Genomic DNA, 23,611 nt, shown 5'->3' with positions numbered 1-23,611 from the left:
CCGTGGTGAATTTTTTATATTATCTGACCTTCGCGTCTACGTTAGGATCCGGATTGCTGGCCGGCGTATTTTTCACCTTTTCGGCATTCGTGATGACGTCGCTTTCCCGGCTTCCAGCAGAGCAGAGCATATCTGCCATGCAGTCGATCAATTCGACGATACTGCAATCGTTGTTTATGCTCGTTTTTATGGGAACCACCATCCTAAGCGTCGTTTTGGGCGTTGCTTCGTTCTTCAAATCGGGCAACCATAGCGCGGTCTATGTCATCATTGGCAGCTTGTTTATTTTTGTCGGAGTGTTTCTGGTAACGGCCATCTTCAATGTCCCGCTTAATAATTCTCTAGCAGCTGTAAGTCCGGGGGTTGCCGCGGGAGCGCAAGTATGGAGCGAGTATATTGCCGGCTGGGTACCCTGGAATCATGTAAGAACGATTTCCTCCATCGCTGCGCTGATTTCCTTTATGATCGCTATCCGTAAATGGTAATCCTGTTCACATCAATGCAATTCCGGGATGATGTGGTTTAACAACAGTTTATTCATTTTGGTGGCAGATTGCATAAATGCCTCAAATCATGTATAATATAAGAAATTCATACATCGGAACACCGGAGGAGCCTGTCACGACAGGCTCTTTCTGCGTTTTTATAGGAGAGCCCTGTCGTTGACGGGCTCTTTTTGTGCTTTTTTCCGGATATGGATGGCTGAATTCAAGGCTGGTCACAATATATTCATACTCGAAGGAGGCGCTTAAATGTTGGAAATTATGCTATACTTGGCTATTATTTTGCTCGCTACCAAACTGCTTGGGGACTTGTTCGTCAGGCTAGGTCAGCCTGCTGTTCTAGGAAAGCTGCTTGCTGGCATTCTTATCGGTCCCGCTGTGCTTGGCTGGATTCATCCAAATGAATTTATATCCATTTTCTCTGAAATCGGCGTACTGCTGTTGATGTTTATGGCGGGTCTGGAAACCGATTTGGAACAGCTGCGAAAAAATTGGAAGTCGGCGTTCGCCGTAGCGGTTGGAGGCATTATACTGCCGTTTATCGGCGGCTATGGAGCCGCATCTGTTTTTGGCCTGAGCAATAACCAGGGACTTTTCCTGGGCTTGCTGCTGTGTGCCACTTCGGTTAGCATATCCGTTCAGACGCTGAAAGAAATGGACCGGCTGAACACAAAGGAAGGCACGACGATCCTGGGTGCAGCGGTTGTGGATGATGTCATCGTCGTCGTCCTGCTGGCTGTGATGATGAGCTTGCTTGGCACCGGTCACGACATCTCCCTTGGCCTGCTCATCGGCAAAAAGCTGCTGTTTTTTGTCGTTGCCATCGTTGTCGGTTGGCTGGCCGTCCCTTGGTTCTTGAAGTTATTTGCACCTCTGCGCGTAACAGAAGCCGTCATCAGCGGAGCGCTTATCGTGTGCTTTGCCTTATCGTATTTTGCCGATCTCATGGGGGTAGCCGCCATTATTGGCGCTTTTGCGGCGGGCATCGCCGTTTCCCAGACTCCTTTCAAGCATGATGTGGAGGACCGTCTGGAGCCGGTGGCTTATTCCATCTTCGTCCCCGTATTTTTTGTCAGCATCGGTCTCAACATTACGTTTGAAGGTGCTGCTAATCAACTGCTGTTCATGGGCGTCATCACAGTCGTGGCCGTTCTGACCAAACTGCTCGGAGGCGGGCTGGGCGCCAAGCTCACCGGGTTTAACGGCCGCTCATCGCTTGCGATTGGGTCGGGAATGATTTCTCGCGGAGAGGTAGCTCTCATTATAGCGGCAACAGGTCTGGAGTCCGGACTGCTGCAGCAGAAATATTTTACCTCCGTTGTCATTGTTGTGATTTTGACGACGCTTATTACGCCGCCTTTGTTGAAGATGTTTTTTTCGGGCGAAAAAAAGAGAGGAAACCAAGCGTCAAAGGAGAATGGATAAATGGAACCTGCATCGCATGGAAGATAACTTTGGAGGTCCCCTAAGGAACTTGATAAGGCTTAAAATGTTGGTCACAAAACGATCCCCGCTTGTTGAGCGGGGATCGTTGCGGTTGGAATCAGGATGACCTGAAGCAGCTGATAATATCTAATTCATATCGTGCTGGCCGTTCAGTCAGGCTGCTATTACTATAATCTTAGAAAATCATTGTCAGATTTCCGACTTTTCCCCGGTATTATCATCCTTCGCTCCGGTTTTCCACGTTCAAGGAAGCCGGTATTCTTAAATATGTAAGCACTTCCATTCTGGAAGGCAGCGGCGGAACAGGAATCGGTGTGCATCCCGCAGACCGCCGTTCTTGCAACGAATGGATTGGCGCAACTGGCAAATTCACAAGCGGCAAGTGTACAACCGGGAGAGGCAAATGCGGATTGCCGGAGCAGAAAGAAGGATGGAGGAGGGACGATGGAAATCGTTACTGCGGGAATTCCCGCTAGAACGGAAAAGCCGCGAAGGCGGCTGCTAATGACGATATGGAAATACAAATGGCTGTACGCCTTGCTGCTGCCTGCACTGGCCTGGGTCATTGTGTTCGATTACTTGCCTTTGTACGGCATCAGCATCGCGTTCATGGACTACAACGTCATCCAGGGATTCGGGGCCAGTAAGTGGGTGGGTTTCGCACATTTCCGGGAGCTGTTTGCGTCGGAGATGTTCCTGAACGCTTTTCGCAATACACTGCTTATCAGCCTGTACAAGATGATCAGCGGATTTATCTGTCCCATTTTGTTAGCGCTGTCGCTCAACGAAATTCGGACCAAGTGGTTCAAGAAGTCGCTGCAGACGGCCGTCTATCTGCCGCGTTTCGTGTCCTGGGTTGTCTACGGCGGTATCATTACGCTGCTGCTTTCGCCGGAGACCGGCGTGATCAACAAAATCGTCGAGTGGTTTGGCGGCAAACCCGTATATCTGCTCGTCGAGCCTGCGTATTTCCGGATCATTCTTGTCGTCACCGATGCCATGAAAGAGATGGGCTGGGCAGCGATCATTTATTTGGCCGCCATCGCCGGGCTGAATCCCGAAGTGTACGAAGCCGCGGTGATGGACGGAGCGACGAGGTTTCAACGCATCATCCACATCACGCTCCCCGGCATATCGAGCACGATTATCGTCATTTTCATCCTCAGGGTCGGCTATCTGATGAGTGCCGGGTTGGACCAGGTGCTCAACCTGTACAACCCGATGGTGTTCGAAGTTGGCGACATTCTCGACACCTACATCTATAGGGTAGGCATCGAGCAGTTCAGCCTCAGTCTCGCGGCGGCGGCAGACGTCATCAAGGGAATCATCGGCTTCGCCATGGTGCTGATCGCCAATCAGATCGCGAAGCGAATCAATGATTCCGGCATTTTCTGACAAAGGAGAATCCGAATCGTGAAGCTCACTCGAGGCGAATCCATTTTTATCGCTACCAACTATTTCGTACTGTCGCTCATTACGCTCATTATCATGATTCCGTTCTGGTATGTTCTATGCGTGTCCGTAACGCCATACTCGATCTTCAGCGAAAAGAACGGTCTGGTGCTGTTTCCGACATCGCTCAGCTTCGATTATTTCGCCTACTTGCTCAAGAAGGGATCTCTCATCTATAACGCTTATGGGGTGACGATCCGTAATACAGCCGCCGGTGTCCTGCTAGCGCTTATGCTCACGGCTGCGGCTGCTTACTCCCTGGCGGAGAAGAAGCTGCCCGGCCGGCGGATCATCATGCTGATCTTCGTGTTCACGATGTTGTTCAAGGGCGGTTTAATTCCGACATATATCACGATCAAAAATTTAGGTCTGCTGAACACGGATTACGTACTGATCTTGGTCATGGCCTATAGCGCCTTTAATATGATCATTATGAAATCCTTCTTCGAAGGTATTCCAGACAGTCTGAAGGAATCTGCTGCAATTGACGGGGCATCCGAGATCAGGACGCTGCGTTCGATCGTTCTCCCGATGTCGATGCCGGTCATTGCCTCGATCGGCTTGCTCTACATGGTGACGTACTGGAACGATTTCTTCAATGCGCTTCTGTATGTCACGGACTGGCACAAAGCGCCGGTGCAGCTCGTATTGCGCACCATCATCGCGAGTTCCAGCCTGCCGCCTGAATTGCTCGAAGCGGCAGGGAGAACGCCGCCGCCCACGATCGGAATCCAGATGGCGGCCATTGTCATCGTAGCGCTGCCGATGATGGTTCTGTATCCGTTCATTCAGAAATATTTTGAACAGGGCATGCTGATCGGTTCAGTTAAAGGGTAATCAACCATTTAAGTGAAATTACAGGGGGATGTCTGTATATGTCAAAGACAGTTAAACATTGGGGTTACGGCGTACTCGCCGCCTTTCTCTTGGGAACGCTTACGCTGTCGGGATGCGGCAGCAACAACGATGGAGGCGGGAGCGCAAGTCCCGAGCCGGGAAATCCGTCAGGTACGTCTGAAGCGACTGCGGAACATTCGCCTTACGAGCTGAAGTGGTTGAAGGCACAGGATATTTCACTGCCATATGACCCTTCTAAGGACGCGGTGAAACAAGCGATCGAGGCCAAGCTGAATATTAAGATCATCCCGGAGATGGTCGATGTCCAGCAATACAAAACGAAGCTGAATCTGAAGATGGCGAGCAGCGACATTCCTGACGTGACGAAGATCGATTTTGCCGATGACTTTCAGAAATACGCGCAGCAAGGCGCTTTCGTTGATCTGACCGACCTCATTAACGAAAAGGACACGCCGAATATTATGAAGGAAGTACCGCCGGATGTGTTCGAGCAGGCGAAAGTGAACGGCCGCATTTACGGGATTCCGTATCAGGGCGGGCCGGGGGCGGGGTATCGCTGGGACCTGGTCCTGCGTAAGGACTACATGGAGCAGGCAGGCGTACCCGTACCAAAGACGCTTGACGAATATTATAACTTGCTGAAAAAGGTCAAGGAGCAGCATCCGGAGGTCATTCCGCTCGGCGGTTATACGTCCCAGATCGGACAGGTAAAATTCGCGAACAATTCCTTCGACAACGTGTTCGGCGCGTTCGGCGTCACACCCGGTTTTTTCACAGAGAAGGATGGAAAATTCAGCAACTATGACATCGATCCCCGGATGCGGGACGCGCTGCTGTTTCTGCAGAAGATGTACAAGGAAGGGCTTATCGACAAGGAGTTTTCAACGATTAAGGAAGAGCAGCTGCGGGCAAAGATTTTCAGCGGCAAGGTGTTCTCCTGGATGGGCTGGTGGTCGACGGCCAGCGATTACGACACGCAGATCGAGACCAATGAGCTGATCAAGAGCGGCAAACTGGCCAAGGACGGATCGCTCCCGAACCAGGCTGAGGAGCCCTTCAAATATTTGACTTTGACCGGGTCACTGCTGGGGACGGACGGTACGGCCGTTGCGCCAATGGGGGCACCGTTCTCGCAGATGAATGCCATTAGCGCAAAAACAAAAGACCCGAAGCGCGTACTGTCGATCATCGAGGATTCGCTATCCGAGGAGAACCAGATGTTGACCGTCTGGGGCATTGAAGGCGAAGACTATTCCCTCGTAGACGGGAAGCTTAAGACGAACACGACCCTCGTCGACCCGAAGACACAGCAGGATCCCGATGGCAACTTTAGAGGCACGCAGAGCTACCTATTTGCTCCTGGCCTGAAGGGCTGGCCGCATTACCTTGAGTCGCTGCCGCTGCGGTTCTCCGAAGCACTCGGCGTCGCGATCAACAATGAGCATCAAATCACCGACGCTTCCAATTACCTTGAATCGCCGACGAAAATCGCCAAGCTGACAGAGCTGGATACGATGCGTGACTCGGTATTCACCCAAATCATTATGGGTGCCGACATCAAGAAGTTCGACGAATTCGTAGAGAAGTGGAAGTCGCAAGGGGGCAATCAAATTTTGAGCGAATTAGAAGCTTCCTATCAGAAAAAAGCAGGCAAGTAAAAACGTAGAACGTCAGCAGCCTTCCTGGTGTAATCCGGCCATGCCGGAAGCATTGGGGAGGTGCTTTGCCGTTTGAATAGAGAACGTCTCGGTTTTGGGGAACGCAGCGGGTAAAAGCCGCCAGCATCTCACGATATTGCAGGAAATTTAGGCGGAGAGAGGGAAGAAGCTAAATAAAGCGTTCCCCTCCACGATGATTACAGATCGTGATTTACTTGGAGGTTAAAGAAAACAATTTGGCAAGGGAGGATTTGGTGATGGTCACGAATAAGCGCCACACCAGCTTGCTGGCCCGGATCAGTCTGCCGGTCTTTGCGCTGGTCGTGACGGTCATCGCCCTGTTCGCCGCTTCGGCAAGCTACATTCTCATCCGGGTGCAAAATGAACACACGCGTCAGATGGCGGAACAATCAATGAAGTTCGTGCACCGCAATCTGGAATATCAGCTGGACACGATGAACAATATGGCCGCGTTTCTGCTGTCCAACCAATCGATCGAAAATTTGCTCGAGACGGAGCATTCAGCGCCCTACGAAGCGGTCAACGACTTCTTCACCCTGCAGACGAATTTGCAGAATCTGTCTCTCTTATCACTGCTGAATGATGCCCATTCCGGCAGTATCGTTCAACAGACATATGTCGTCGCCGTCGCGTTGGAGCCGGAGAGCGGCCTGTATACCCTCGCGACCGACCACTTCGACCCGGTGACCGGCATTTACAAATCGACGGACCTGCTGAACGAGAGCTGGTATCGTGATCTGATCTCCGGAGGGCGTCGCAACGTCTGGTGGGGACAGAAGGCCGGACGTTCGGGGACAGCGATGATCTATTCGGCAACCAAGAAAATTAGCACCAAGGACGGCCGCGTGATCGGCACCGTCATGATCGGGGCGGATACCGGAAGCATCCGGAGCCTGTTCGAGAACGCTGCGCTGACATCAGGCTTTCACCTTTTGGTGGATGAAGAAGGCCGCGTCATTTACAGCGAACGGTATGCATTTCTCGAACCGGCCGGCGGGCTTCCGTTCGTTCGATCGGCCAACTGCGATGGAAGCTCGGCCGACGCGAAAGTCGAAGGGACGGTGCACCGTGTCACGTGCGTAAAAATGGACAATGGCTGGAAGCTTTTGACCGCCGTCCCAAAGAGCCACTTCGGAAGATACACGTTTGCCATCTCGGCGATCGGCGCTTTGGCTGCGATGGCAGCCGTACTGATCGCGGGACTGTGGCTGCGGCGTATCGTCATACGGGTAACCGTTCCGATTACCCGGCTCGTTAACGCTGTTCAGCGTCCCGAAGTGCTTGCATTCCGTGAGCCGCTGCCTAAATTGAAGTCAGGCATTCACGAAGTCGAGACGCTGAACGAGAAATTCGCGTCCATGCTGGTTACGCTTCACGGCCTGATCGAGAAGAGCTTTGAGGAGGAGATTGAGCGCCGCCAGCTTCAGTTGGAACTGCTGAATGCCCAGATCAATCCTCATTTTCTATACAATACACTCGATCTGATCAATTGCCGTGCCATTTTGGCCGGAGACCGGGAGACAAGCGCGATCGTGCGTTCGCTGGCCAATGTGTTCCGATTCGGTTTGAACCGGGGCCGAACGTGGATCTCCTTGGACAATGAGATCAAGCAAGTAGAAGCCTATTTACACATCCAGCAAATGATGCACGACGATCTGCTCGCCGAGTTTCATATTGCTTCCGACCTGCAGGACATCGTCATTCCTCACTTTATTCTGCAGCCGCTTGCGGAGAATGCCATCGTTCACGGCTTTGCCGGGCGAACGGACGATTGCCGTATCGCGATTACCGCACAGGTGGAAGGGAATGCGCTTATTCTGCGCGTAGAAGACAACGGAAAGGGCTGCAACATAGAGGAGCGCAACCGTGTGCTGCGGGAGCAGGAGGCGGGGGAACACAGCTTAACCTCGGACTCGTCTGCCGAGAACGGCTATGGAACGCTGAACGTGCATCGGCGGATACAACTGCACTGCGGGCCAGGCTTTGGCCTGCGCTACGTGCCCGTGGACGAAGGAACATGCGTTGAAGTTGTACTCCCGCTGCGTTCCCATGTTCAAATCGACCCTGAGGAGGAATCGCCTGATGTATAAACTGCTGATTGCCGAGGACGTCAAACTCGTCCGGGAGACGCTGTCGCGCTCCATCGATTGGGAGCGGCTCGGCATTGAACTCGTCGGAGCCGCCAAGAACGGGGAGGAAGCGCTCGAATGGCTGAAGCGCGATCCTCCGGATCTGCTGCTTACCGATATCGGCATGCCGAAGGGGAATGGCCTGGAGCTGATTGAGGCGTTCCGGGCCAGCAAGCCGGACACGAGGTGCATCATCCTGTCGGGGCTGAACGAATTCGAGTACGCGCGGCAGGCGATCAAGCTGCAGGTGCAGGAATACATCATGAAGCCGATTGATCCGGAGGAGATCGAGGAAGTATTTACCAGAATCGTTGCAGAGCTGCACAAGGAGCGGGAGGAACAGCGCGGTGTCGAGCTTATGGAACAAAGGCTTCGAGATCGCCTGCCCAATTTGGCCCAGACATTGCCAATGGCTGAGTGGACCGGCAGCATCAAGAAGAAGAAGCTCGTCGAACAAGCGATCCAGACCATTCGTGAAAATTATTCGCGGAAGGATCTGTCGCTTTGGGACGTTGCAAGTGGGGTTGGCCTTAGCGAGAAGTATGTAAACGCGCTGGTCAAGGAAGTGACCGGCATGACGATCAACCATTGGATCGTCAAACTCCGTATGGAAGAGGCGGCCCGGCTGCTGAAGGATCCCGCAAATCGGATTTACGAGGTGTGTGACCGGATCGGTTATGTTGACCAGGACCATTTTCGCGAAACGTTTAAGAAGCAGTTTGGACTGACCCCTACAGACTATCGAAACAACTACATATAAAGGAGCGAAGAGGGAATGCAAATGGAGCAAACGGACCTGAAGGCTGCGGCGGACCGCGTCTACCGCTATCTGATGTTCAGCAATCCGGAGAGCTGGGGCGGACACGAATGGGCTGAATGGGCGATGGACCGGAATCGCTGGGATTGGCCAGGGGCTCGTTCTGCTGCTGTTTGTGGAGAAGCTGCGGATGATCGCTTCAGCATGACGATGTCGCTGGATGGATACATTAATGACGCGAATAGGCGAAATCTGGTTGACTTGCAGAGCATCCCCAAGAAGACGAGGCTTGTTGAAACAGACCAGCTTACTGACATAGGGTTTACCACTGTAATACAGGAAAGGAGTATTGAATATGGCACGCGTTCTATTTATTAATGCCGGGTCCGAAGGGCATATCAATCCGACGATTGGCGTTGTCCAGGAGCTGACCTCACGCGGGGAAGAGGTTGTGTACTTTTGCATCGAAGCTTATAGGGAGAGGTTGGAGAAAGCGGGAGCGGTCGTACGGACAATTGACGACCAGAAATTTATCAAAGCCTTTATCTCCGGCGGAAGAAACTATTTGCTGGAAAGGGTCAACGGTCTCTTGCTGACGGCTGATGTCGTGATCCCCAGCGTTCTTGAACAGATCCAGGGAGAGCATTTTGACTATCTCATCCATGACTCCATGTTCGGCTGCGGACGTTTGCTGGCGGAGATTCTTAAACTTCCCGCCATCAGCTCTTGCAGTACTTTTGCAGAGTCCAAACCATCTTTCGAACATACGATGGAACAATTTTTCAACGATGTTCCTGAAGAGATCACTAAACCGATCAACGATAAGTATCAAAGCCTGACGGCCATGATCCAGCAAAAATACAGCGTCGAGATCCATTCTCCTTACGAAGCGTTTTGTAATCCTGCATCACTTACGATTGTCTATACAGCAAGGGAGTTCCAGCCGGGAGGGGAAACATTCGATCCGTCGTATAAATTTGTGGGTCCATCCATCACTTCGCGGTCCATGGAAGATGACCTTGACCTTTCTGAAATCCAGGGGAAAAGCCCGATCTACATTTCACTGGGCACCGTCATGAACCAGGCGCTGGATTTCTATAAGCTTTGTTTTGAGGCATTTGGAAATTCCGATCATACGGTTGTCATGTCGATCGGGAGTAAGACCCCGATATCCGATTTAGGAGACATCCCGGATCATTTCATCGTCAAAAGTTATGTTCCGCAAACGGAAGTGCTGCAGCACGCCCAGCTATTTATTACACACGGCGGGATGAACAGTGCCCATGAAGGCCTTTACTTCGGGGTACCGCTCATTGTCCTCCCGCTCAGCGCGGATCAGCCGGTCATCGCGGGGCAAGTCGCCCGGACCGGTGCAGGCTTGACCTTAGACATGCAGAGCTTGACGGCCCATCAGCTGCGGGAAGCGGCAGACCTGGTATTAAGCCGAGGTTCTTTCAAGGAAGCAGCCGCAAGGATGGGCGAATCCTTTCGCAAATCAGGTGGTTACCGGCAAGCGGTCGATGATATTTTCGAATTTAGAGATCGGCATTCGGACTAAGGCGGAAAATCTCCGTATATCTGCTGCGGATGGAGCGGCAAAATGAGATCGTACAGCAAAAGGTCCCGGAATTATTCCGGGACCTTTGTTGTTTCCGTAGTCAGACTTCTCTTGAGCCGGACCAAAGCATCGACGTTCCGCGTTGTAATGGAGGCGATTCCCATACTTGCGAACCGCTCCATCAATGTCTCCTCATTGACGGTCCAGACGAAAACCGGGAGCGAGCGGGCTGCAGCCTGTTCCAACAGTTCCTCCCTGACCAGCTGGTACGGAACATTGAGGCCGATGCAAGCTGCGGCAGCTGCATCCTCACAGGTACGACGGACTGCATCCGTATACTCTTGGGTTAGAAAAAGCTCCGTGTCGACATTGAGCAGCTTTCTAAGCTCCGGATGCGTTTGCTGTACAAGCATGGCCCGGTCGGGTCCGCAGCCTGTCAGCAAGACTTGGTCCGCCATCTTGTAGTGATGAATGAGCGCCGCAGCCGCTTCGACGCTGTCATCGGTTTTGAGATCCAGATTCGCGGTGATACCGGCAGCCTGGACCCTGGCCAGCATCTCATCCAGCCTTGCGATCGTCATCGTCCCGGATTTGCCGGCGTAGTCTACGCTGAGAACCAGCTCCTGCAGTTCTGCTATACTCATTTTCGAAATATGAATGAGCCTGCCGTCCTCCGTTCGCCATTCATCGTCATGGGCAAGCACGGCGATCCCGTCCCTGGTGACCCGGATGTCTTCTTCAATAATGTCCGCACCAAGCCGGATGCCGGTCTCGATCGAGGATAGCGTATTATCGAGCGTATCCATACAGCCGCTGTGTGCCGTGATCAGTGGAAATGGTGCTGTCATTGCGCGTTATTGCACCTCCCGGTTCATCAAAATAAATGGGGTTGGTAAAGGCAATCATCGTGCGGACCCCGCGGATTGTTCCCCACAGCTCCGCACGCACCCACCGCAATCCTTCGCGTGAATGCGTCACATTGCAGCCCTTGCTATCTGCAGCATAGGGGATTTCCGATACCATACCAAGATTGCTGTGAAAGCGCAAGGTATAGATTTGTTCCGGCAGCTCCCAATGCTCTTTCCGTGCCTCGAAATCGGCAGCTGCCTGCAGTTCGATCGTGTGATCAGGCGAAGTTCCTTCTGGGACGGCATCCCCTATGACGTAATGTTGGCCGCAGAAATGGACGCCAAGATCGAGCCGCGGACCAAGGGTGACGGAGGCTCTTCCAGCGGAAAGGGCGGCGACCGCCTTGTCGGTGATCGAGCCACCATGCTCTTCCATAAGCAGATACGTGACGGACAGCGGTTCATCCGTCTGTTCCTGGCGGTGCCAATCCCGGCCGGAAGTCGCCGCGATCCGGAAGCCTTCGTTCAGCTTGTCGGTCCAGAGGCGAAAAGCGCGGGCGTTGTTATTTTTCAACGGGGCAAAGGTCGTGGACCACACTTCGATATAATCAAGGTCATTCCAGTCGCGGAGCTCGAATTCCCAATAGCAGCCGGTGCACATGGGACTGCCGGGGCGAAATGGGTGGGCCATGCCGGCGATCCCGCCTTGCTCGTGCACTCGGGCGAGTCCAGCGTGAATGTCACCAGGACCTACCGGACGCCAATCGATATAGTCCTTCACGCCAAGCGTCACCATATGTCCGAAGAAGGTGGTCCATTCCATGCCTTGAATGATGTTCATGTCCGTCTGCTGCTCAACCGTGTCTTTATTCCATAAGCCGGACATCGTGTTGTGGTCCGTCAGGGCGATGCAGTCAAATCCAAGAGCTTTTGCGCCCGCAGCCAATTCTTTCAGGCTCTGACTTCCGTCACTGTGGAAGGTATGGGTATGAAGCTCACAAGCCATCCAGTTCATCCATGGTCCTCCTCATGCCAAATTTGCAGCGAGTAGCGGCAGTCGTCCGTCACGACGGCATGCAGGCTCAGGGTAACCGTCCACATGCCGGCTTGCAGAGCCCCTTCGCTCAGACCGGGAGACGATTCAAGTCCGGAAATAAACAGATGCTGCTCCGGATCATGGCGGTGGGCAGCCCCGCGGTGACCGAACGGATCGTCAACGGACAGCGTGATCAAATTTTTGAGCGGAAGGTAGGACTGCCATTTGGATTTGGCCTGTTCCCTGAGTTCATCTTCAACATATCGATCAAGGCCCTGCTCAATCAGCATTTTCGCCTTGGCGCCATCCTCTAGATTTTTCGGACTATAGGAAAAGTCGATTTTCATCCGCCCTCCGGTTTTGGCCAGAAAAAAACGGTAAGCGATATGCGTCTTGGAGCACTCCGGCGTTACAGCTCCCTGTACGTTAACGAGTAAAGTATTCATGATGAACGCACGCTTTCTTCTTTGATCATGGAGCGGATATAGAAATATCCGACAAAAGAACAAAGCAGGAAGGTAAAGAAAGCTGTGGCCGCCGCCAGCTGGCGGTCTTGAAACACACTGAAAATTTGCTCCATAGACACGCCCAGCATTTGCGGCGCGTTGGGTCCAATCAGAAAGGGAGCGGTGAAGGAACCGATCACACCCATAAATACAAAGGTAAGGGCGACGAGCAGCGTCTTGAACGTCAGCGGCAGAATGAGCCGGAAAAAGATTCTCATCCGTCCGGCCCCCACATCTTTTGCGCTTTCAATGACTGCATCGGGTACCCCCGACAAGGCCGAGCCGAGCAGCATCGTCGTAAACGGAATATTAAACCAAAGATTCGCGAGAATGATGCCCTTCATGTCAAATATAATCCTTGGAAAGCTGTCCGTACCCAGATGGTACAGGATCCTTGCCATCCAGCCATGGTTGCCGAGAAGCTGAATCAGGCCGTACGTCGCAATGACCGATGGGATAAAGATCGGTATCATGTAGGTGCGCCGGATCCACCGTACCGCAAAGCCGTTATTGAACCGCATATACACAGCCAGCGAATAGCTGATAAGCAAAACCAGGATGGAGGAAACAATGGTAATTTCCAAGGTGAAAATAATGTTGGAGCGCATCAATTTGTCCGTGAACAAATAGGTGTAATTGGATAAATCATACCCGCCGTTATCATTCTTCAAGCTTTCGCGGAGTGAACTAATGATCGGGATGACGACAATCAGCACCAGCACGAGAAAGGAGGGAAGGACCATGGAAATGCCCAGGATCCCTCTTTTGAATGATTTACTCATTGTGCAGCCACTTCGCTTTGCCAGCGTTTGTTGATGTCTTTGTCCAGATCGCCAATATTGAACGAACGGAATCCTTCGGAAGCGCCTTTAAAGGAATCCTGAACCTCCTGAGACATGTTCGTCAGCTTGATGCCCGGGAAGCCGTGCATTTTATCGACGACGACATTCTGGGCTTCAGGCGACAGCACAAAATCAAGGAATTTGTATACGGCGTCTTTCTTCTCGGATAACTTCGGTACCATCAAGTAAGTCGGACCGCCGTTAAATCCAGGTGTGATTTGCGTAATTTTTGTCGTTTCCGGGAGCTGCCCTTTGTCCAGCTGATCCAGTACCATGTCAGACCAGGCCGGAATCATGTCGACTTCGCCGCTCGTCAGCAGATCAAGCGTGCCTTGGTTTTTCTTCGGATAGATGCCCTTGCCGTACATGTATTTGCCCAGATCCTTCAAGAGAGAGAACCCTTGATCCCATTGGCTTTCAATGCTGGGATCCGTGTTGTGAATCGCGTCTTCGGGCAAAAATTTATAGATGCTGGTCGTGACGAAGGAGCTTCCTGCACCGCCTGTCGACGGATCGTTGTAGGCAAACCGCTCCGGATGGCTGCGGATCCACTCATATACGTCGTCCAGCGTTTTCGGCACATCTTTGACGGTTTCGCTGTTATAGGCAAGGACAACCGCCGAGGAGCGATAAGGGATCGCGAGGTTAGACACATCGTTCAGCGTGTTTTGGTCCACGTTGTTCAAATTAGGAATATGGTCCGTGCTTAAATTGTCCCATAAATCGTCCTTTTGCCCTTTGGTCACCACGCCGAGGCCATCTTCAAAGAGGTCAATATCACCCGAGCCTTTGCCGGATTGCTTCGCGGCAAGGATGCGGTCATAGGTCGGCTGCGCTCCGGTACCCGACGGCACGTAGACGGCTTTAACCTTGATGTCGGGATTCTTTTCTTCGAACATCGGAATCAAATTTTTCCACAAATCGTCCACGTTCTGCGATCCGGAATAATAAAACGAAAATTCGACCTGTTTGCTTGACGTACCTGTACCTTCAGCAGCCGAACTCGCGCCGCTGTCCTTACTGCTGCCGCAGCCGGACAGCAGGGAGGCCGCAAGGACAAAGGAAGTAACAAATGCAAATGCCGATTTCTTATTCAACATGGAAGTAAACCCTCCTATAAGTTTGTAAAGTTGGTTGATTCCAATTACGCCTTACGGATACGCGATAACCTTCGCAAACTGAACGGAAACGGACTGCCCGTTAGACAGTTCATTGATTTGATCGCGCGCCTGGAAGGCGCGGATGGTGCCATAACCTTGTACATCGACGGAAACTTCGGCATAATGCCCGAGGATCATGATTTGCTTGACTGTGCCCGGCAGACCGCTGCCGCCGGCCTGATCCAGAATTATATCTTCCGGCCTTACAGCAACCGTGACATTGCCCGAAAGACGGGAGGGGTTCGGGAAGCGGATAGAACCAACCGTAATTTGATCTGCGTCAATCACCCCCTTTACGAAGTTCATTTTCCCAATGAACTGGGCCACATAGAGCGACTTCGGCGCATCGTAGATCTCCTGGGGGGAGGCGATTTGTTCAATGTTGCCGTGATTCATAACGACAATCCGGTCCGAAATCGATAATGCCTCTTCCTGATCGTGGGTGACAAAAACCATGGTCAGGCCGGTATTGGCCTGAATTTCCCGCAGTTCCTCGCGCATCTCGTGCCGAAGCTTCGCGTCCAGTGCCGAGAAAGGCTCATCGAGCAGCAGGACGGCGGGATTCAGCAGGAGCGACCTGGCAACGGCAATCCGCTGCTGCTGGCCTCCGGACAGCTGTGCTGGGAATTTGCTGCCGGCTCCCGGAAGACGAACCAGCTCCAGCACGTCCTGGATCGCTTTTTCCCTGTCCTTTTTTTTGATTTTGCGGATTTTCAGGCCAAACGCGAGGTTATCATGGACCGACATATGCGGCCACAAATTGTAGCCTTGAAATACCATGGAGGTTGGCCGTTTCTCCGGGGGAACCTTGACCACGCTCTTTCCTTCGATTAAGATGTCTCCCGAGTCCGGCTCCAGAAAACCGCCGATGCTGCGAAGCACGGTCGTTTTCCCACATCCGGATGGCCCGAGCAGGGTGATCAACTCTCCTTTCTGCACGTCCAGCGAGATATCCGATACGCCATCGCCGGTTTTATAGCGTTTGGACAGGTTTTGAATCGATAACTGAATGTTCATAGGGACCTCCTTAATACATCTATCGCTATCTATTTATTTGATCTGGAAACCGCTCGCCAGCACGTCCGCACTGACGAAACGCTGGGCAGCCACCAGCAGAATAATGGAAGGCGCTGTTAAAATGATGGAGAACACCGCGCCGGCATACGCCGGGTAATCGCTGATGATCGAATACATGACGATCGGCATCGTTTTGAAATCGGGAATACCGACCAGGAAGGTGCCCTGTGCTTCATCGAGGGAATTCAAAAAAGTAAAGATCGAAGCCACCAGAATCCCGGGCAGGGCCATCGGCAGCGTAATGCTGCGGAACACGCGGAACGGGCTGGCGCCGACGTCTCTCGCAGATTCTTCCTGTGCCGTATGAACGTTCCGGAACGCGGAAGTCGGGATCCAGGTCATGAACATCAGCACATTAATAATGTGGATCAGGATGACTCCAGCCAGCGTGTTCATCAGACCAAACTTATAGAACAGCACGGCGATCGACACGTACAGGCCCATTTTGGGGAAAGCATGGGTGAGGAGGAAGGAGAACAGGAAAAAACGGCTTAACGGAAAACGGATCCGGGCAAATGCGTATGCCGCCGGGATGCAGAGCACAATCGATATGCCCGTCACCAGTGCTGCGATCACAAAGGAAAGCCCGATGGATTTGGCGATGTCCTGCTGCTGAAAGACGAAGGTCCACCATTTGAGCGACCAAACGGAGGGAAGCAGATCGGGATAATTCCATTTGCCTGTAAAGGCCAGAATCGCCAAATTGAGCAGCGGCCCCATAAAAAAGATGACAAACACGACAAGTGCGACAAATTCAAAGATTTTCTTTGGTCCGATGGCTTTGAAATACCAGCGCATGGATCAATCTCCTTTCGAGTTTACTTATATGGATTTAAGTAGATTGACGAATAATCAGTTCGGGCACCAGCTCAATGTCCAGCTCGTTAACCGGCTGCTGATCAATCAGCTTGTCCAGGAGGGTGCAGGCGGTTCTGCCCATCGCTTCCGTGTCCACCTTGATGGTCGTTAGGGAAGGGGTATAAATGGAGGCGACGTCGATGCCATCAAAACCGATAACAGCCACTTGGTCGGGAATGCGGACCGATTGCTCAATCAGAAATTTCATCGCACCGAGCGCAATCATGTCATTCGTCGCAAAGAGGGCCGTATAGCCTCCTGACTTGAAATCAGGCCAATGCTGCCGCATCATTTCGTATCCTTGCTCAAAGGTGGATGCCTGCGGGTAGGCGAGCGATGACGGATCGAGAGGAGATCCATTTCCATTCAAATAATCGCGAAAGCCGTGCAGCCTTAAATAATGGCTCCGGTGGGTCTGCGGTCCGGCCAACACGAAGATTCGCCTGTGCCCTAGACCAGTCAAATATTCGGCTGCCATCATGCCTCCGTCCTGATCCCGGTTAACGACATGTACCACATTGTCGACATCGGTAGATCCGTTCACCATGACGTAAGGAATGCCGAAGTTGTGAATATAATCGATCACATTTTGCTGCAGCCTGCTGATCAAAATGAGTCCGTCCACGCGTTTCTCCAGCATAAAATCGGCGGATCGAAGCGACATCTCATGATCCGTCGTCACAAAAACGGAATAGTTCATGCGGGCCGCGGTCGCCAGAATGGCATCCACAATTTTGCCGTAAAACGGGTGGGAGGCAATCGGGTATTCCCTGCGGTAAATCAGGACTCCGATGTTGTGCGTCCGCTGGGATACCATGGCCCTGGCTACAGCGTTCGGCTTATATTGCAGTTTTTCAATGACTTTAAGCACCGCGTCCCTTGTTTCCGGGTGGATATACCCTTTTCCCGAAATGACTCTGGATACGGTTGACTTGGACACCCCGGCTAGCTGGGCAATTTCCCGGATCGTATGACTCATGTCTAACCCCGCTTTCTGAATGTGAGACCGTTCCCACATCCCAAGATTAACTCGTGAATGTAAGCCGCGTATGAAACGAATTGGCGATCATTATAAAAGCCAATCTCGATGAAAGCCTTTTAATAATCCATATTTAGGGAAAATGACATTAGAACCGCTTCGTTAAGCTTTACATCCGGAAGGAGCAGCATCGTGCCCGGAACGCTTCAAGGCCCAATACATGAATGCTTAAGCTCATTTCGGTTCGATCCGGAACGAGAGGAGCTGGCTAAACGTGGAATTTGTAAATTGTCGAATTGTAAAACATTCGTAAAATGGATTTCTGATGTCGTGGAACCCATTCGATCGAACCAAAACTGTCGATATCGGACCATTCAAAGAGAAGCCAAGGGCTTCCCTTCTATGAATGTTTAGACCAGGTTCGCATTTGAGATGGTGAAATGAAAGTGATATGAAAGGGGGAGTTTACTCTTTGAAAATAAGCATGCCGGGTAAGAGGGAGAATGAAGGAACTGCAGCAGGTAAGGGTAGATGGAGACGAGTTGTATAATGCTGCGAAAAGAGAAAGGAGAAGCATCTAAATCTATCGGAACTCGTTGCGGTAGGAGGCGACCTGATGGTTTGTTACCAGGTGCAGTCCTCTGCCGACTGTAGGGAGTCTTGAAGAAAGTGCTTTGCATCGTCTAATTTTTTCTGTAATTGTTCAATTTCATTCATTTTCTCTTTGATGATATCCAACTGTTGTTCTCGCGCAAGTTCTTTTCGGGAAAGGATATCCTTAATCTCATGAATCGAAAAGCCAGCTGAGAGTAATGATTTTAGACTCATTATGAATGGGATTATTTGTTCGTCATAGGCCCGGTAATTATTTTCATCTCTTACCAAGTAGGTCTCCGGGATAATCCCCTTTTTTTCATAGTATCGGAGGGTTGAAATCGGCAAATCCACCGTTTTGGAAACGTCGCTAATCTTCATCGAAATCACGTCTAATCCTTTCTTGCTATGAACTATAGTTCATAGTTTATGCTTTCCTCATGATAACTTAATAAATTTCAAAGGGTCAAATGAGTTATCAGAATACACATAAAAAAAGAGGAGAGATATCCATATGACCACTACGATGAAAAACAATGGTTTTACCCATATCATGAAAGGGAGACGTTCGATTCGTGCCTATGACCCCGCTTTTAAAATATCCAGAGAAGAGCTTAAAGAGATCATTGAAGAAGCTGCCACGGCTCCATCTTCAGCAAATTTGCAGCCTTGGCGCATCGTTGTCGTTGAAAGCGAAGAAGGGAAAAATACGTTGCGGCCTTTGATCCGCTTCAATACCCAGCAAAATGACACATCATCTGCCATGCTGCTGATCTTTGGGGACATGAAATCGTATGAGTATGCGGAAGAGATTTTCAATACGGCGGTGGAACAGGGGAAGATGCCGCCGGAAGTCCGGGACCGGCAATTGGAAAGCATTCTTACGATTTATCCTACGCTTCCTAAAGAAGTTGTTAATGATATTGTAAAAGTGGATAGTGGATTGCTGGCCATGCAGCTCATGCTCACCGCCAGAGCTCATGGTTATGATACCAATCCCATCGGCGGATTTGAGACGGATCAAATCGCAGCAGCTTTCGGATTAGATCCGGAGAGATATACTCCGGTACTCATTCTTGCCATCGGTAAAGCGGAAGAAGAAGGGTATGAGTCCGTTCGTTTGAGCGCTGATAAGATCACCTTTTGGAAATAAGTAGTTTATGTTTTGCCGTAAAATAAACAAAGGCCTGGGTTACGAATCCAGGTCTTTGTTTGTTAATATGAAGAAGAACGAATGAAGATCTGACCCAGACAGAGAACATGGATGGAGGTGAATTTCATGATGATTCGGGAGCAGTGCACCTGCCCATTAGAGGTTGTCCATGACATCATCAAAGGGAAATGGAAAACGATGATCATTTATCAATTGAAAGACGGAAATACGTCCCTGGCCCAACTGGAACGGGATATTGACCAGATCACCCAAAAGATGCTGCTGCAGCATCTTAAAGAACTGATTTCCAGCGGGATCGTGGATAAAATCAAAACGGAAGGGTACCCGCTGCATGTAGAATATTTTCTGACGGAGCGGGGAAGAAGGCTGTTGGATGCAGTACTCATTATGCAGGAGATCGGAATTGATTATATGGTGGAACGGGGACAGACGGAGCTTCTGGACCGCAAAGGCATCCCATACCCACAAAAAAGTGGGTAATTCACCATTCATGATACCGATATTATAATGCGGTAAGAAACTACTCTTACAAATTAAAGGAGACCATGACCCATGAATACCGCATTCATAATGGTAGACATTCAGAAGGATTATTTTAAAGGAGGCCGAAACGAGTTATTCCGTGCTGAAGAGGCACTAACCCATGCGCAGGAAGCTTTAACTCTGTTCCGGGGCAAGAAGTTACCGATCGTTCATATTCAGTGTATTCTTCTCGATGACAACGCCACATTTTTTCTTCCCGGTACGGAAGGGATTCAACCGCATGAAGGCATTTTACCCGAGCCTGGCGAAAAAGTGATCATCAAGCATACGCCGGACAGCTTTTTCCAAACGGAATTACAGCAGCATCTTGAATCGCTGAATGTAACCCGGTTAGTCATTTGCGGCATGATGAGCCACATTTGTATCGATTCTACGGTAAGAACCGCAAACCGTCTGGGATATGAAGTTCTCGTGCTTGATGATGCCTGCACAACCAGAGATTTACTCTGGGATGGTACCGTGATTCCTGCACAAACCGTTCATCATACGTTTATGGCATCCTTGGATGGCACTTTTGCTCAAGTGATCCCAACCAGCAGTCTCTACGAGCGGATCTAAGCTTCATACATAGACTTTAATTAGTCGACACGTACAATAGATTCAAGGGGTTACCAAAAATATTCTCTATTAACCTGCCCATGGCCCAAAAGCTTGAAAAAGCGTGGTCCATGGGTATTTTTTTGTGCCCATTTTTCCCGGATGGTCCGTTGGTTTCTAAAAATTGTAAGAAAATCTATATATCATGTTTAATTTGCGAAGTGTTATGTAACCACTGTCATTTTATAATTTTCACAGAAAGGAGGAAAGGAAAAAGAGAAGGACTAGCCGTGTTGAGCACAGCAGAGCCAAGAGAATCCAATGGCAGACGGTTGTAAGGTGCAAAAATAAACATGAGGAGGCAGTTTATGTTGAAACGGAGTAAAAAATGGTTAACGGTCGTTCTTGCAGCTTCCATGAGTCTTGGGTTATTTGCAGCTACCTCAAATGCAGCCACGACGGACTATTGGCAAAATTGGACCGATGGCGGGGGCACGGTGAATGCCGTCAACGGTTCCGGCGGAAATTACAGCGTGACCTGGCAAAATTCCGGGAACTTCGTTGTCGGCAAGGGCTGGAATACCGGATCGCCTAACCGGACGATTAACTATAATGCCGGCGTCTGGGCGCCGTCCGGAAATGGATATTTGACGCTCTATGGATGGACGAGAAACTCCCTCATTGAATATTACGTCGTGGACAGCTGGGGAACTTACCGGCCTACCGGAACCTACAAAGGAACGGTGACGAGTGACGGGGGCACCTATGATATTTATACGACCATGCGGTATAACGCGCCATCCATTGACGGCACACAAACCTTCCAGCAGTTCTGGAGTGTCCGGCAATCGAAAAGAGCGACCGGGGTCAATTCTTCCATCACGTTCAGCAATCACGTTAACGCATGGAAGAACGCAGGCATGAATTTAGGCAGCAGCTGGGCTTATCAGGTATTGGCAACGGAGGGATACCAGAGCAGCGGTAGCTCTAACGTAACCGTGTGGTAATCAGCATGAAGCTGCTTTTCATAAGTTATACACTTTAATCAATCCAGACATGTTGAAGGCCGTTTGCCATCAGACGAACGGTCTTCGACGTTGACGGATACCGGCATCGGTCCGCCGCGGTCTGTCTTTTTCCTATTCGTCCTAAAGGAGAAATCCCTATGAGAAAGCTATGGGTTTGTATTTTACTAGCAGCTATGTTTTTGGCCAGCGCTTGTTCACAAGAAGAAACGGGCAAGCAGGAAGATATGGTGTACGTTAAAGGCGGGACTTTTAAGAGCAGTGGCTCCAACTATACTGAAACAAGCATGACCCTTTCAGACTTTTATATCGGCAAATACGAGGTTACACAAGCGGAGTGGGCCAACGTCATGGGCGGCAACCCCTCAGCATTCAAAGGCGATCAGCTGCCGGTAGAGATGGTAAGCTGGTATGACGCCGTGGAGTATTGCAACAAAAGAAGTATCCAGGAGGGCTTAAAACCGTTTTACAACATAGACAAGGATCGTAAAGATCCGAACAACATAAACGAAAACGATCAAATAAAATGGACCGTAACGGTCAATCAAGGCGCGAACGGTTACCGGCTGCCTACAGAAGCAGAGTGGGAATATGCCGCAAGCGGAGGTCTGGAGGGCAAAGGTTTCAAATACAGCGGAAGCAATAAAGCCGAGGATGTCGCATGGTATTGGAGAAACGCCGGGGATAAATATTTATCAGGGGATTGGAACTGGCCGGTCATTGAGAGCAATCATAACCGGACAAAACCGGTCGGCACCCGGAAATCCAACGAGCTGGGTCTTTACGATATGTCCGGCAATGTAAGGGAATGGTGCTGGGACTGGTATGGCGACAGCACGGTTCGTCAAGGCGGTTCCTTCCGGGTGGTGAAGGGGGGCGGCTGGATCGGGGATATCAGCAACACTGAAGTTTCATTTCGAGGCAAATTCGATCCCAACGGGTACGGACCCGATCAGGGTTTTCGTGTCGTCCGCGGGAAATAGGAGGGAAAGCCCTCTTTTTTTGTTGAGGAGCCAACCGTCTAATTCTCCGAAGCATTCGTCATGGAATAGATCACTCGGACCTGGGCACGTGTCATGCGTCTCCCGCATATGATATGCATGTCATGGGATTCAAACGACAAACCAAAAAGAATTGAGGGAGATCCAACATGAACAACTCCATGCGTGCGGTGTGGCCCAGGGAGTTACGTGACCCGAGCGGGACACGCTTCGATTCCGACAAGGAAAAGAAAGATGCAGCCGTCTCTCGGGATCCGGACCGGGGATTGACGATGGTCATCGATAAAGGCCTCGGCAGAAATACGTTCGCAGATGTGATCGAAACCGCCTCACCTTACATCGACTGCATCAAATTTGGATTTGGAACGGCACCGCTGTATAGGACGGATATGCTTCTGTATAAAATCGACCTTGCCAAACAGCACGGCATATCCGTAATGACAGGCGGCACTTTGCTGGAAATTGCCGTTCAGCAGGGTATCGTGCCTGCGTTCTTTGATACGGTGTGCAATCTTGGTTTTAATGCGCTCGAAGTATCCGACGGTACGATTGAACTGTCACGCCAAAAACGCACGGAGCTGATCCAGGAAGGAAAGAAGCGCGGACTGCGGGTCTTTTCCGAATTTGGAAAGAAGCTGTCCGGTTCCTTGATTGATGCCGCTATTCTTGCAGATACTGTGGAATTGGATCTGGCTGCAGGCGCCGAATATGTAACGGTCGAAGCCCGCGAGTCGGGGGTCAGTGTCGGCATTTTCGATAAACACGGGGAATGCAGGGAAGATGTGGTGGACGACATCCTCAAATTCGTTCCGGATCACCGGACACTGATTTGGGAGGCGCCCCTTAAAAACCAACAGGCCATGCTCCTGCACAAATTCGGCTCCAATGTTCACCTGGGAAATATCGCTCCGACCGAAGTCATGGCTCTCGAGACACTCCGGCGCGGACTTCGCCAAGACACGTTTGAATTCGGCCTCAAGGAGAAAACGCCGGATGAATTTTGTTATATGATTTAAAAAGTGCTGCGGCCGCGTAAATCGCGGCTTGTT

At 51.0% G+C, this 23,611-nt stretch carries 24 protein-coding genes; 15 read left to right on the top strand and 9 right to left on the bottom strand.

Features of this window, described 5'->3' with window-relative positions; translation table 11 throughout:
• Nucleotides 1-2: 2 nt before the first annotated feature.
• The 9 genes from MKY74_RS23320 to MKY74_RS23280 all read left to right on the top strand — a co-directional run bounded on the left by MKY74_RS23320 (nucleotide 3) and on the right by MKY74_RS23280 (nucleotide 10,382).
• Entirely contained in the window at nucleotides 3-485 is a 483-nt protein-coding gene (locus MKY74_RS23320) for an anthrone oxygenase family protein (protein WP_076164427.1), read from the top strand.
• 270 nt (nucleotides 486-755) lie between these two features.
• Nucleotides 756-1,928 carry a cation:proton antiporter gene (locus MKY74_RS23315; RefSeq protein WP_076169223.1) on the top strand — a complete coding sequence of 391 codons (1,173 nt, stop codon included), beginning with the start codon at nucleotides 756-758 and terminating at the stop codon, nucleotides 1,926-1,928.
• 465 nt (nucleotides 1,929-2,393) lie between these two features.
• Nucleotides 2,394-3,344: an ABC transporter permease gene (locus tag MKY74_RS23310; RefSeq protein WP_076164430.1), complete on the top strand. Its 951-nt coding sequence runs from the start codon at nucleotides 2,394-2,396 to the stop codon at nucleotides 3,342-3,344.
• An 18-nt stretch (nucleotides 3,345-3,362) separates the two neighbouring features.
• On the top strand, nucleotides 3,363-4,238 hold the full coding sequence (locus MKY74_RS23305) for a carbohydrate ABC transporter permease (protein ID WP_084203646.1): 876 nt from the start codon (nucleotides 3,363-3,365) through the stop codon (nucleotides 4,236-4,238).
• 38 nt (nucleotides 4,239-4,276) lie between these two features.
• Nucleotides 4,277-5,917: an extracellular solute-binding protein gene (locus MKY74_RS23300; protein ID WP_076164436.1), complete on the top strand. Its 1,641-nt coding sequence runs from the start codon at nucleotides 4,277-4,279 to the stop codon at nucleotides 5,915-5,917.
• A gap of 257 nt (nucleotides 5,918-6,174) precedes the next feature.
• Entirely contained in the window at nucleotides 6,175-8,028 is a 1,854-nt protein-coding gene (locus MKY74_RS23295) for a cache domain-containing sensor histidine kinase (RefSeq protein ID WP_076164439.1), read from the top strand.
• A complete protein-coding gene (locus tag MKY74_RS23290) occupies nucleotides 8,021-8,827 on the top strand; it encodes a response regulator transcription factor (protein ID WP_076164441.1) in 807 nt (268 codons plus the stop codon). Before MKY74_RS23295 ends, MKY74_RS23290 begins: the two co-directional genes overlap by 8 nt.
• Before the next feature lie 21 nt (nucleotides 8,828-8,848).
• On the top strand, nucleotides 8,849-9,202 hold the full coding sequence (locus tag MKY74_RS23285; protein ID WP_144025314.1) for a hypothetical protein: 354 nt from the start codon (nucleotides 8,849-8,851) through the stop codon (nucleotides 9,200-9,202).
• Nucleotides 9,180-10,382, top strand: coding sequence for a macrolide family glycosyltransferase (locus tag MKY74_RS23280; protein WP_076164446.1), 1,203 nt, complete (start codon nucleotides 9,180-9,182; stop codon nucleotides 10,380-10,382). The genes MKY74_RS23285 and MKY74_RS23280 overlap by 23 nt, the downstream gene beginning before the upstream one ends.
• A gap of 71 nt (nucleotides 10,383-10,453) precedes the next feature.
• On the opposite strand, the gene MKY74_RS23275 is transcribed toward MKY74_RS23280, so the two are convergent.
• The 9 genes from MKY74_RS23275 to MKY74_RS23235 form a co-directional block, all read right to left on the bottom strand.
• Nucleotides 10,454-11,230, bottom strand: a complete 777-nt coding sequence (locus MKY74_RS23275) for a glycerophosphodiester phosphodiesterase (RefSeq protein WP_076164449.1) — start codon at nucleotides 11,228-11,230, stop codon at nucleotides 10,454-10,456.
• Nucleotides 11,172-12,245: a CehA/McbA family metallohydrolase gene (locus tag MKY74_RS23270; protein ID WP_076164451.1), complete on the bottom strand. Its 1,074-nt coding sequence runs from the start codon at nucleotides 12,243-12,245 to the stop codon at nucleotides 11,172-11,174. Before MKY74_RS23270 ends, MKY74_RS23275 begins: the two co-directional genes overlap by 59 nt.
• Nucleotides 12,242-12,712, bottom strand: a complete 471-nt coding sequence (locus tag MKY74_RS23265) for a hypothetical protein (protein WP_076164453.1) — start codon at nucleotides 12,710-12,712, stop codon at nucleotides 12,242-12,244. The genes MKY74_RS23270 and MKY74_RS23265 overlap by 4 nt, the downstream gene beginning before the upstream one ends.
• Nucleotides 12,709-13,554, bottom strand: a complete 846-nt coding sequence (locus MKY74_RS23260) for an ABC transporter permease (RefSeq protein ID WP_076164456.1) — start codon at nucleotides 13,552-13,554, stop codon at nucleotides 12,709-12,711. The genes MKY74_RS23265 and MKY74_RS23260 overlap by 4 nt, the downstream gene beginning before the upstream one ends.
• Nucleotides 13,551-14,714 carry an extracellular solute-binding protein gene (locus MKY74_RS23255; protein WP_076164458.1) on the bottom strand — a complete coding sequence of 388 codons (1,164 nt, stop codon included), beginning with the start codon at nucleotides 14,712-14,714 and terminating at the stop codon, nucleotides 13,551-13,553. The genes MKY74_RS23260 and MKY74_RS23255 overlap by 4 nt, the downstream gene beginning before the upstream one ends.
• 51 nt (nucleotides 14,715-14,765) lie before the next feature.
• The gene (locus tag MKY74_RS23250) at nucleotides 14,766-15,791 is read right to left on the bottom strand and encodes an ABC transporter ATP-binding protein (RefSeq protein ID WP_076164460.1); all 1,026 of its coding nucleotides are present in this window, start codon (nucleotides 15,789-15,791) and stop codon (nucleotides 14,766-14,768) included.
• A 33-nt stretch (nucleotides 15,792-15,824) separates the two neighbouring features.
• Nucleotides 15,825-16,649, bottom strand: a complete 825-nt coding sequence (locus MKY74_RS23245) for an ABC transporter permease (protein ID WP_076164462.1) — start codon at nucleotides 16,647-16,649, stop codon at nucleotides 15,825-15,827.
• Between the two features lie 34 nt (nucleotides 16,650-16,683).
• Nucleotides 16,684-17,688 (bottom strand): LacI family DNA-binding transcriptional regulator, encoded by a 1,005-nt coding sequence (locus tag MKY74_RS23240; RefSeq protein WP_076164465.1) that lies wholly within the window; start codon nucleotides 17,686-17,688, stop codon nucleotides 16,684-16,686.
• A 624-nt stretch (nucleotides 17,689-18,312) separates the two neighbouring features.
• Nucleotides 18,313-18,663, bottom strand: a complete 351-nt coding sequence (locus MKY74_RS23235; protein ID WP_076164467.1) for a helix-turn-helix domain-containing protein — start codon at nucleotides 18,661-18,663, stop codon at nucleotides 18,313-18,315.
• A 133-nt stretch (nucleotides 18,664-18,796) separates the two neighbouring features.
• Between MKY74_RS23235 and MKY74_RS23230 the strand changes: the two genes are divergently transcribed.
• The 6 genes from MKY74_RS23230 to MKY74_RS23205 all read left to right on the top strand — a co-directional run bounded on the left by MKY74_RS23230 (nucleotide 18,797) and on the right by MKY74_RS23205 (nucleotide 23,578).
• Entirely contained in the window at nucleotides 18,797-19,435 is a 639-nt protein-coding gene (locus MKY74_RS23230; protein ID WP_076164469.1) for a nitroreductase family protein, read from the top strand.
• A 126-nt stretch (nucleotides 19,436-19,561) separates the two neighbouring features.
• Nucleotides 19,562-19,936 carry a winged helix-turn-helix transcriptional regulator gene (locus tag MKY74_RS23225; RefSeq protein WP_076164472.1) on the top strand — a complete coding sequence of 125 codons (375 nt, stop codon included), beginning with the start codon at nucleotides 19,562-19,564 and terminating at the stop codon, nucleotides 19,934-19,936.
• A 72-nt stretch (nucleotides 19,937-20,008) separates the two neighbouring features.
• Nucleotides 20,009-20,557, top strand: a complete 549-nt coding sequence (locus tag MKY74_RS23220) for a cysteine hydrolase family protein (protein WP_076164475.1) — start codon at nucleotides 20,009-20,011, stop codon at nucleotides 20,555-20,557.
• Nucleotides 20,558-20,904: 347 nt separating this feature from the next.
• Nucleotides 20,905-21,543, top strand: a complete 639-nt coding sequence (locus MKY74_RS23215) for a glycoside hydrolase family 11 protein (protein WP_076164478.1) — start codon at nucleotides 20,905-20,907, stop codon at nucleotides 21,541-21,543.
• Nucleotides 21,544-21,701: 158 nt separating this feature from the next.
• Nucleotides 21,702-22,544 (top strand): formylglycine-generating enzyme family protein, encoded by an 843-nt coding sequence (locus MKY74_RS23210; protein ID WP_076164480.1) that lies wholly within the window; start codon nucleotides 21,702-21,704, stop codon nucleotides 22,542-22,544.
• 167 nt (nucleotides 22,545-22,711) lie between these two features.
• Nucleotides 22,712-23,578 carry a phosphosulfolactate synthase gene (locus MKY74_RS23205; RefSeq protein ID WP_076164482.1) on the top strand — a complete coding sequence of 289 codons (867 nt, stop codon included), beginning with the start codon at nucleotides 22,712-22,714 and terminating at the stop codon, nucleotides 23,576-23,578.
• The last annotated feature ends 33 nt before the right edge of the window (nucleotides 23,579-23,611 follow it).

This window comes from Paenibacillus sp. FSL R5-0378 (assembly GCF_038009285.1).
Taxonomy (GTDB): domain Bacteria; phylum Bacillota; class Bacilli; order Paenibacillales; family Paenibacillaceae; genus Paenibacillus_AQ; species Paenibacillus_AQ favisporus.
This window is presented reverse-complemented; position numbering and strand designations above follow the sequence as displayed.

What these genes read in the sequence shown, in the direction of transcription:
- MKY74_RS23310 (WP_076164430.1), top strand. Translation starts at nt 2,394, where the DNA reads ATGGAAATCGTTACTGCGGGAATTCCCGCTAGAACGGAAAAGCCGCGA.
- MKY74_RS23300 (WP_076164436.1), top strand. Translation starts at nt 4,277, where the DNA reads ATGTCAAAGACAGTTAAACATTGGGGTTACGGCGTACTCGCCGCCTTT.
- MKY74_RS23295 (WP_076164439.1), top strand. Translation starts at nt 6,175, where the DNA reads ATGGTCACGAATAAGCGCCACACCAGCTTGCTGGCCCGGATCAGTCTG.
- MKY74_RS23290 (WP_076164441.1), top strand. Translation starts at nt 8,021, where the DNA reads ATGTATAAACTGCTGATTGCCGAGGACGTCAAACTCGTCCGGGAGACG.
- MKY74_RS23285 (WP_144025314.1), top strand. Translation starts at nt 8,849, where the DNA reads ATGGAGCAAACGGACCTGAAGGCTGCGGCGGACCGCGTCTACCGCTAT.
- MKY74_RS23280 (WP_076164446.1), top strand. Translation starts at nt 9,180, where the DNA reads ATGGCACGCGTTCTATTTATTAATGCCGGGTCCGAAGGGCATATCAAT.
- MKY74_RS23275 (WP_076164449.1), bottom strand. Translation starts at nt 11,230, where the DNA reads ATGACAGCACCATTTCCACTGATCACGGCACACAGCGGCTGTATGGAT.
- MKY74_RS23270 (WP_076164451.1), bottom strand. Translation starts at nt 12,245, where the DNA reads ATGAACTGGATGGCTTGTGAGCTTCATACCCATACCTTCCACAGTGAC.
- MKY74_RS23265 (WP_076164453.1), bottom strand. Translation starts at nt 12,712, where the DNA reads ATGAATACTTTACTCGTTAACGTACAGGGAGCTGTAACGCCGGAGTGC.
- MKY74_RS23260 (WP_076164456.1), bottom strand. Translation starts at nt 13,554, where the DNA reads ATGAGTAAATCATTCAAAAGAGGGATCCTGGGCATTTCCATGGTCCTT.
- MKY74_RS23255 (WP_076164458.1), bottom strand. Translation starts at nt 14,714, where the DNA reads ATGTTGAATAAGAAATCGGCATTTGCATTTGTTACTTCCTTTGTCCTT.
- MKY74_RS23250 (WP_076164460.1), bottom strand. Translation starts at nt 15,791, where the DNA reads ATGAACATTCAGTTATCGATTCAAAACCTGTCCAAACGCTATAAAACC.
- MKY74_RS23245 (WP_076164462.1), bottom strand. Translation starts at nt 16,649, where the DNA reads ATGCGCTGGTATTTCAAAGCCATCGGACCAAAGAAAATCTTTGAATTT.
- MKY74_RS23240 (WP_076164465.1), bottom strand. Translation starts at nt 17,688, where the DNA reads ATGAGTCATACGATCCGGGAAATTGCCCAGCTAGCCGGGGTGTCCAAG.
- MKY74_RS23235 (WP_076164467.1), bottom strand. Translation starts at nt 18,663, where the DNA reads ATGAAGATTAGCGACGTTTCCAAAACGGTGGATTTGCCGATTTCAACC.
- MKY74_RS23230 (WP_076164469.1), top strand. Translation starts at nt 18,797, where the DNA reads ATGACCACTACGATGAAAAACAATGGTTTTACCCATATCATGAAAGGG.
- MKY74_RS23225 (WP_076164472.1), top strand. Translation starts at nt 19,562, where the DNA reads ATGATGATTCGGGAGCAGTGCACCTGCCCATTAGAGGTTGTCCATGAC.
- MKY74_RS23220 (WP_076164475.1), top strand. Translation starts at nt 20,009, where the DNA reads ATGAATACCGCATTCATAATGGTAGACATTCAGAAGGATTATTTTAAA.
- MKY74_RS23215 (WP_076164478.1), top strand. Translation starts at nt 20,905, where the DNA reads ATGTTGAAACGGAGTAAAAAATGGTTAACGGTCGTTCTTGCAGCTTCC.
- MKY74_RS23210 (WP_076164480.1), top strand. Translation starts at nt 21,702, where the DNA reads ATGAGAAAGCTATGGGTTTGTATTTTACTAGCAGCTATGTTTTTGGCC.
- MKY74_RS23205 (WP_076164482.1), top strand. Translation starts at nt 22,712, where the DNA reads ATGAACAACTCCATGCGTGCGGTGTGGCCCAGGGAGTTACGTGACCCG.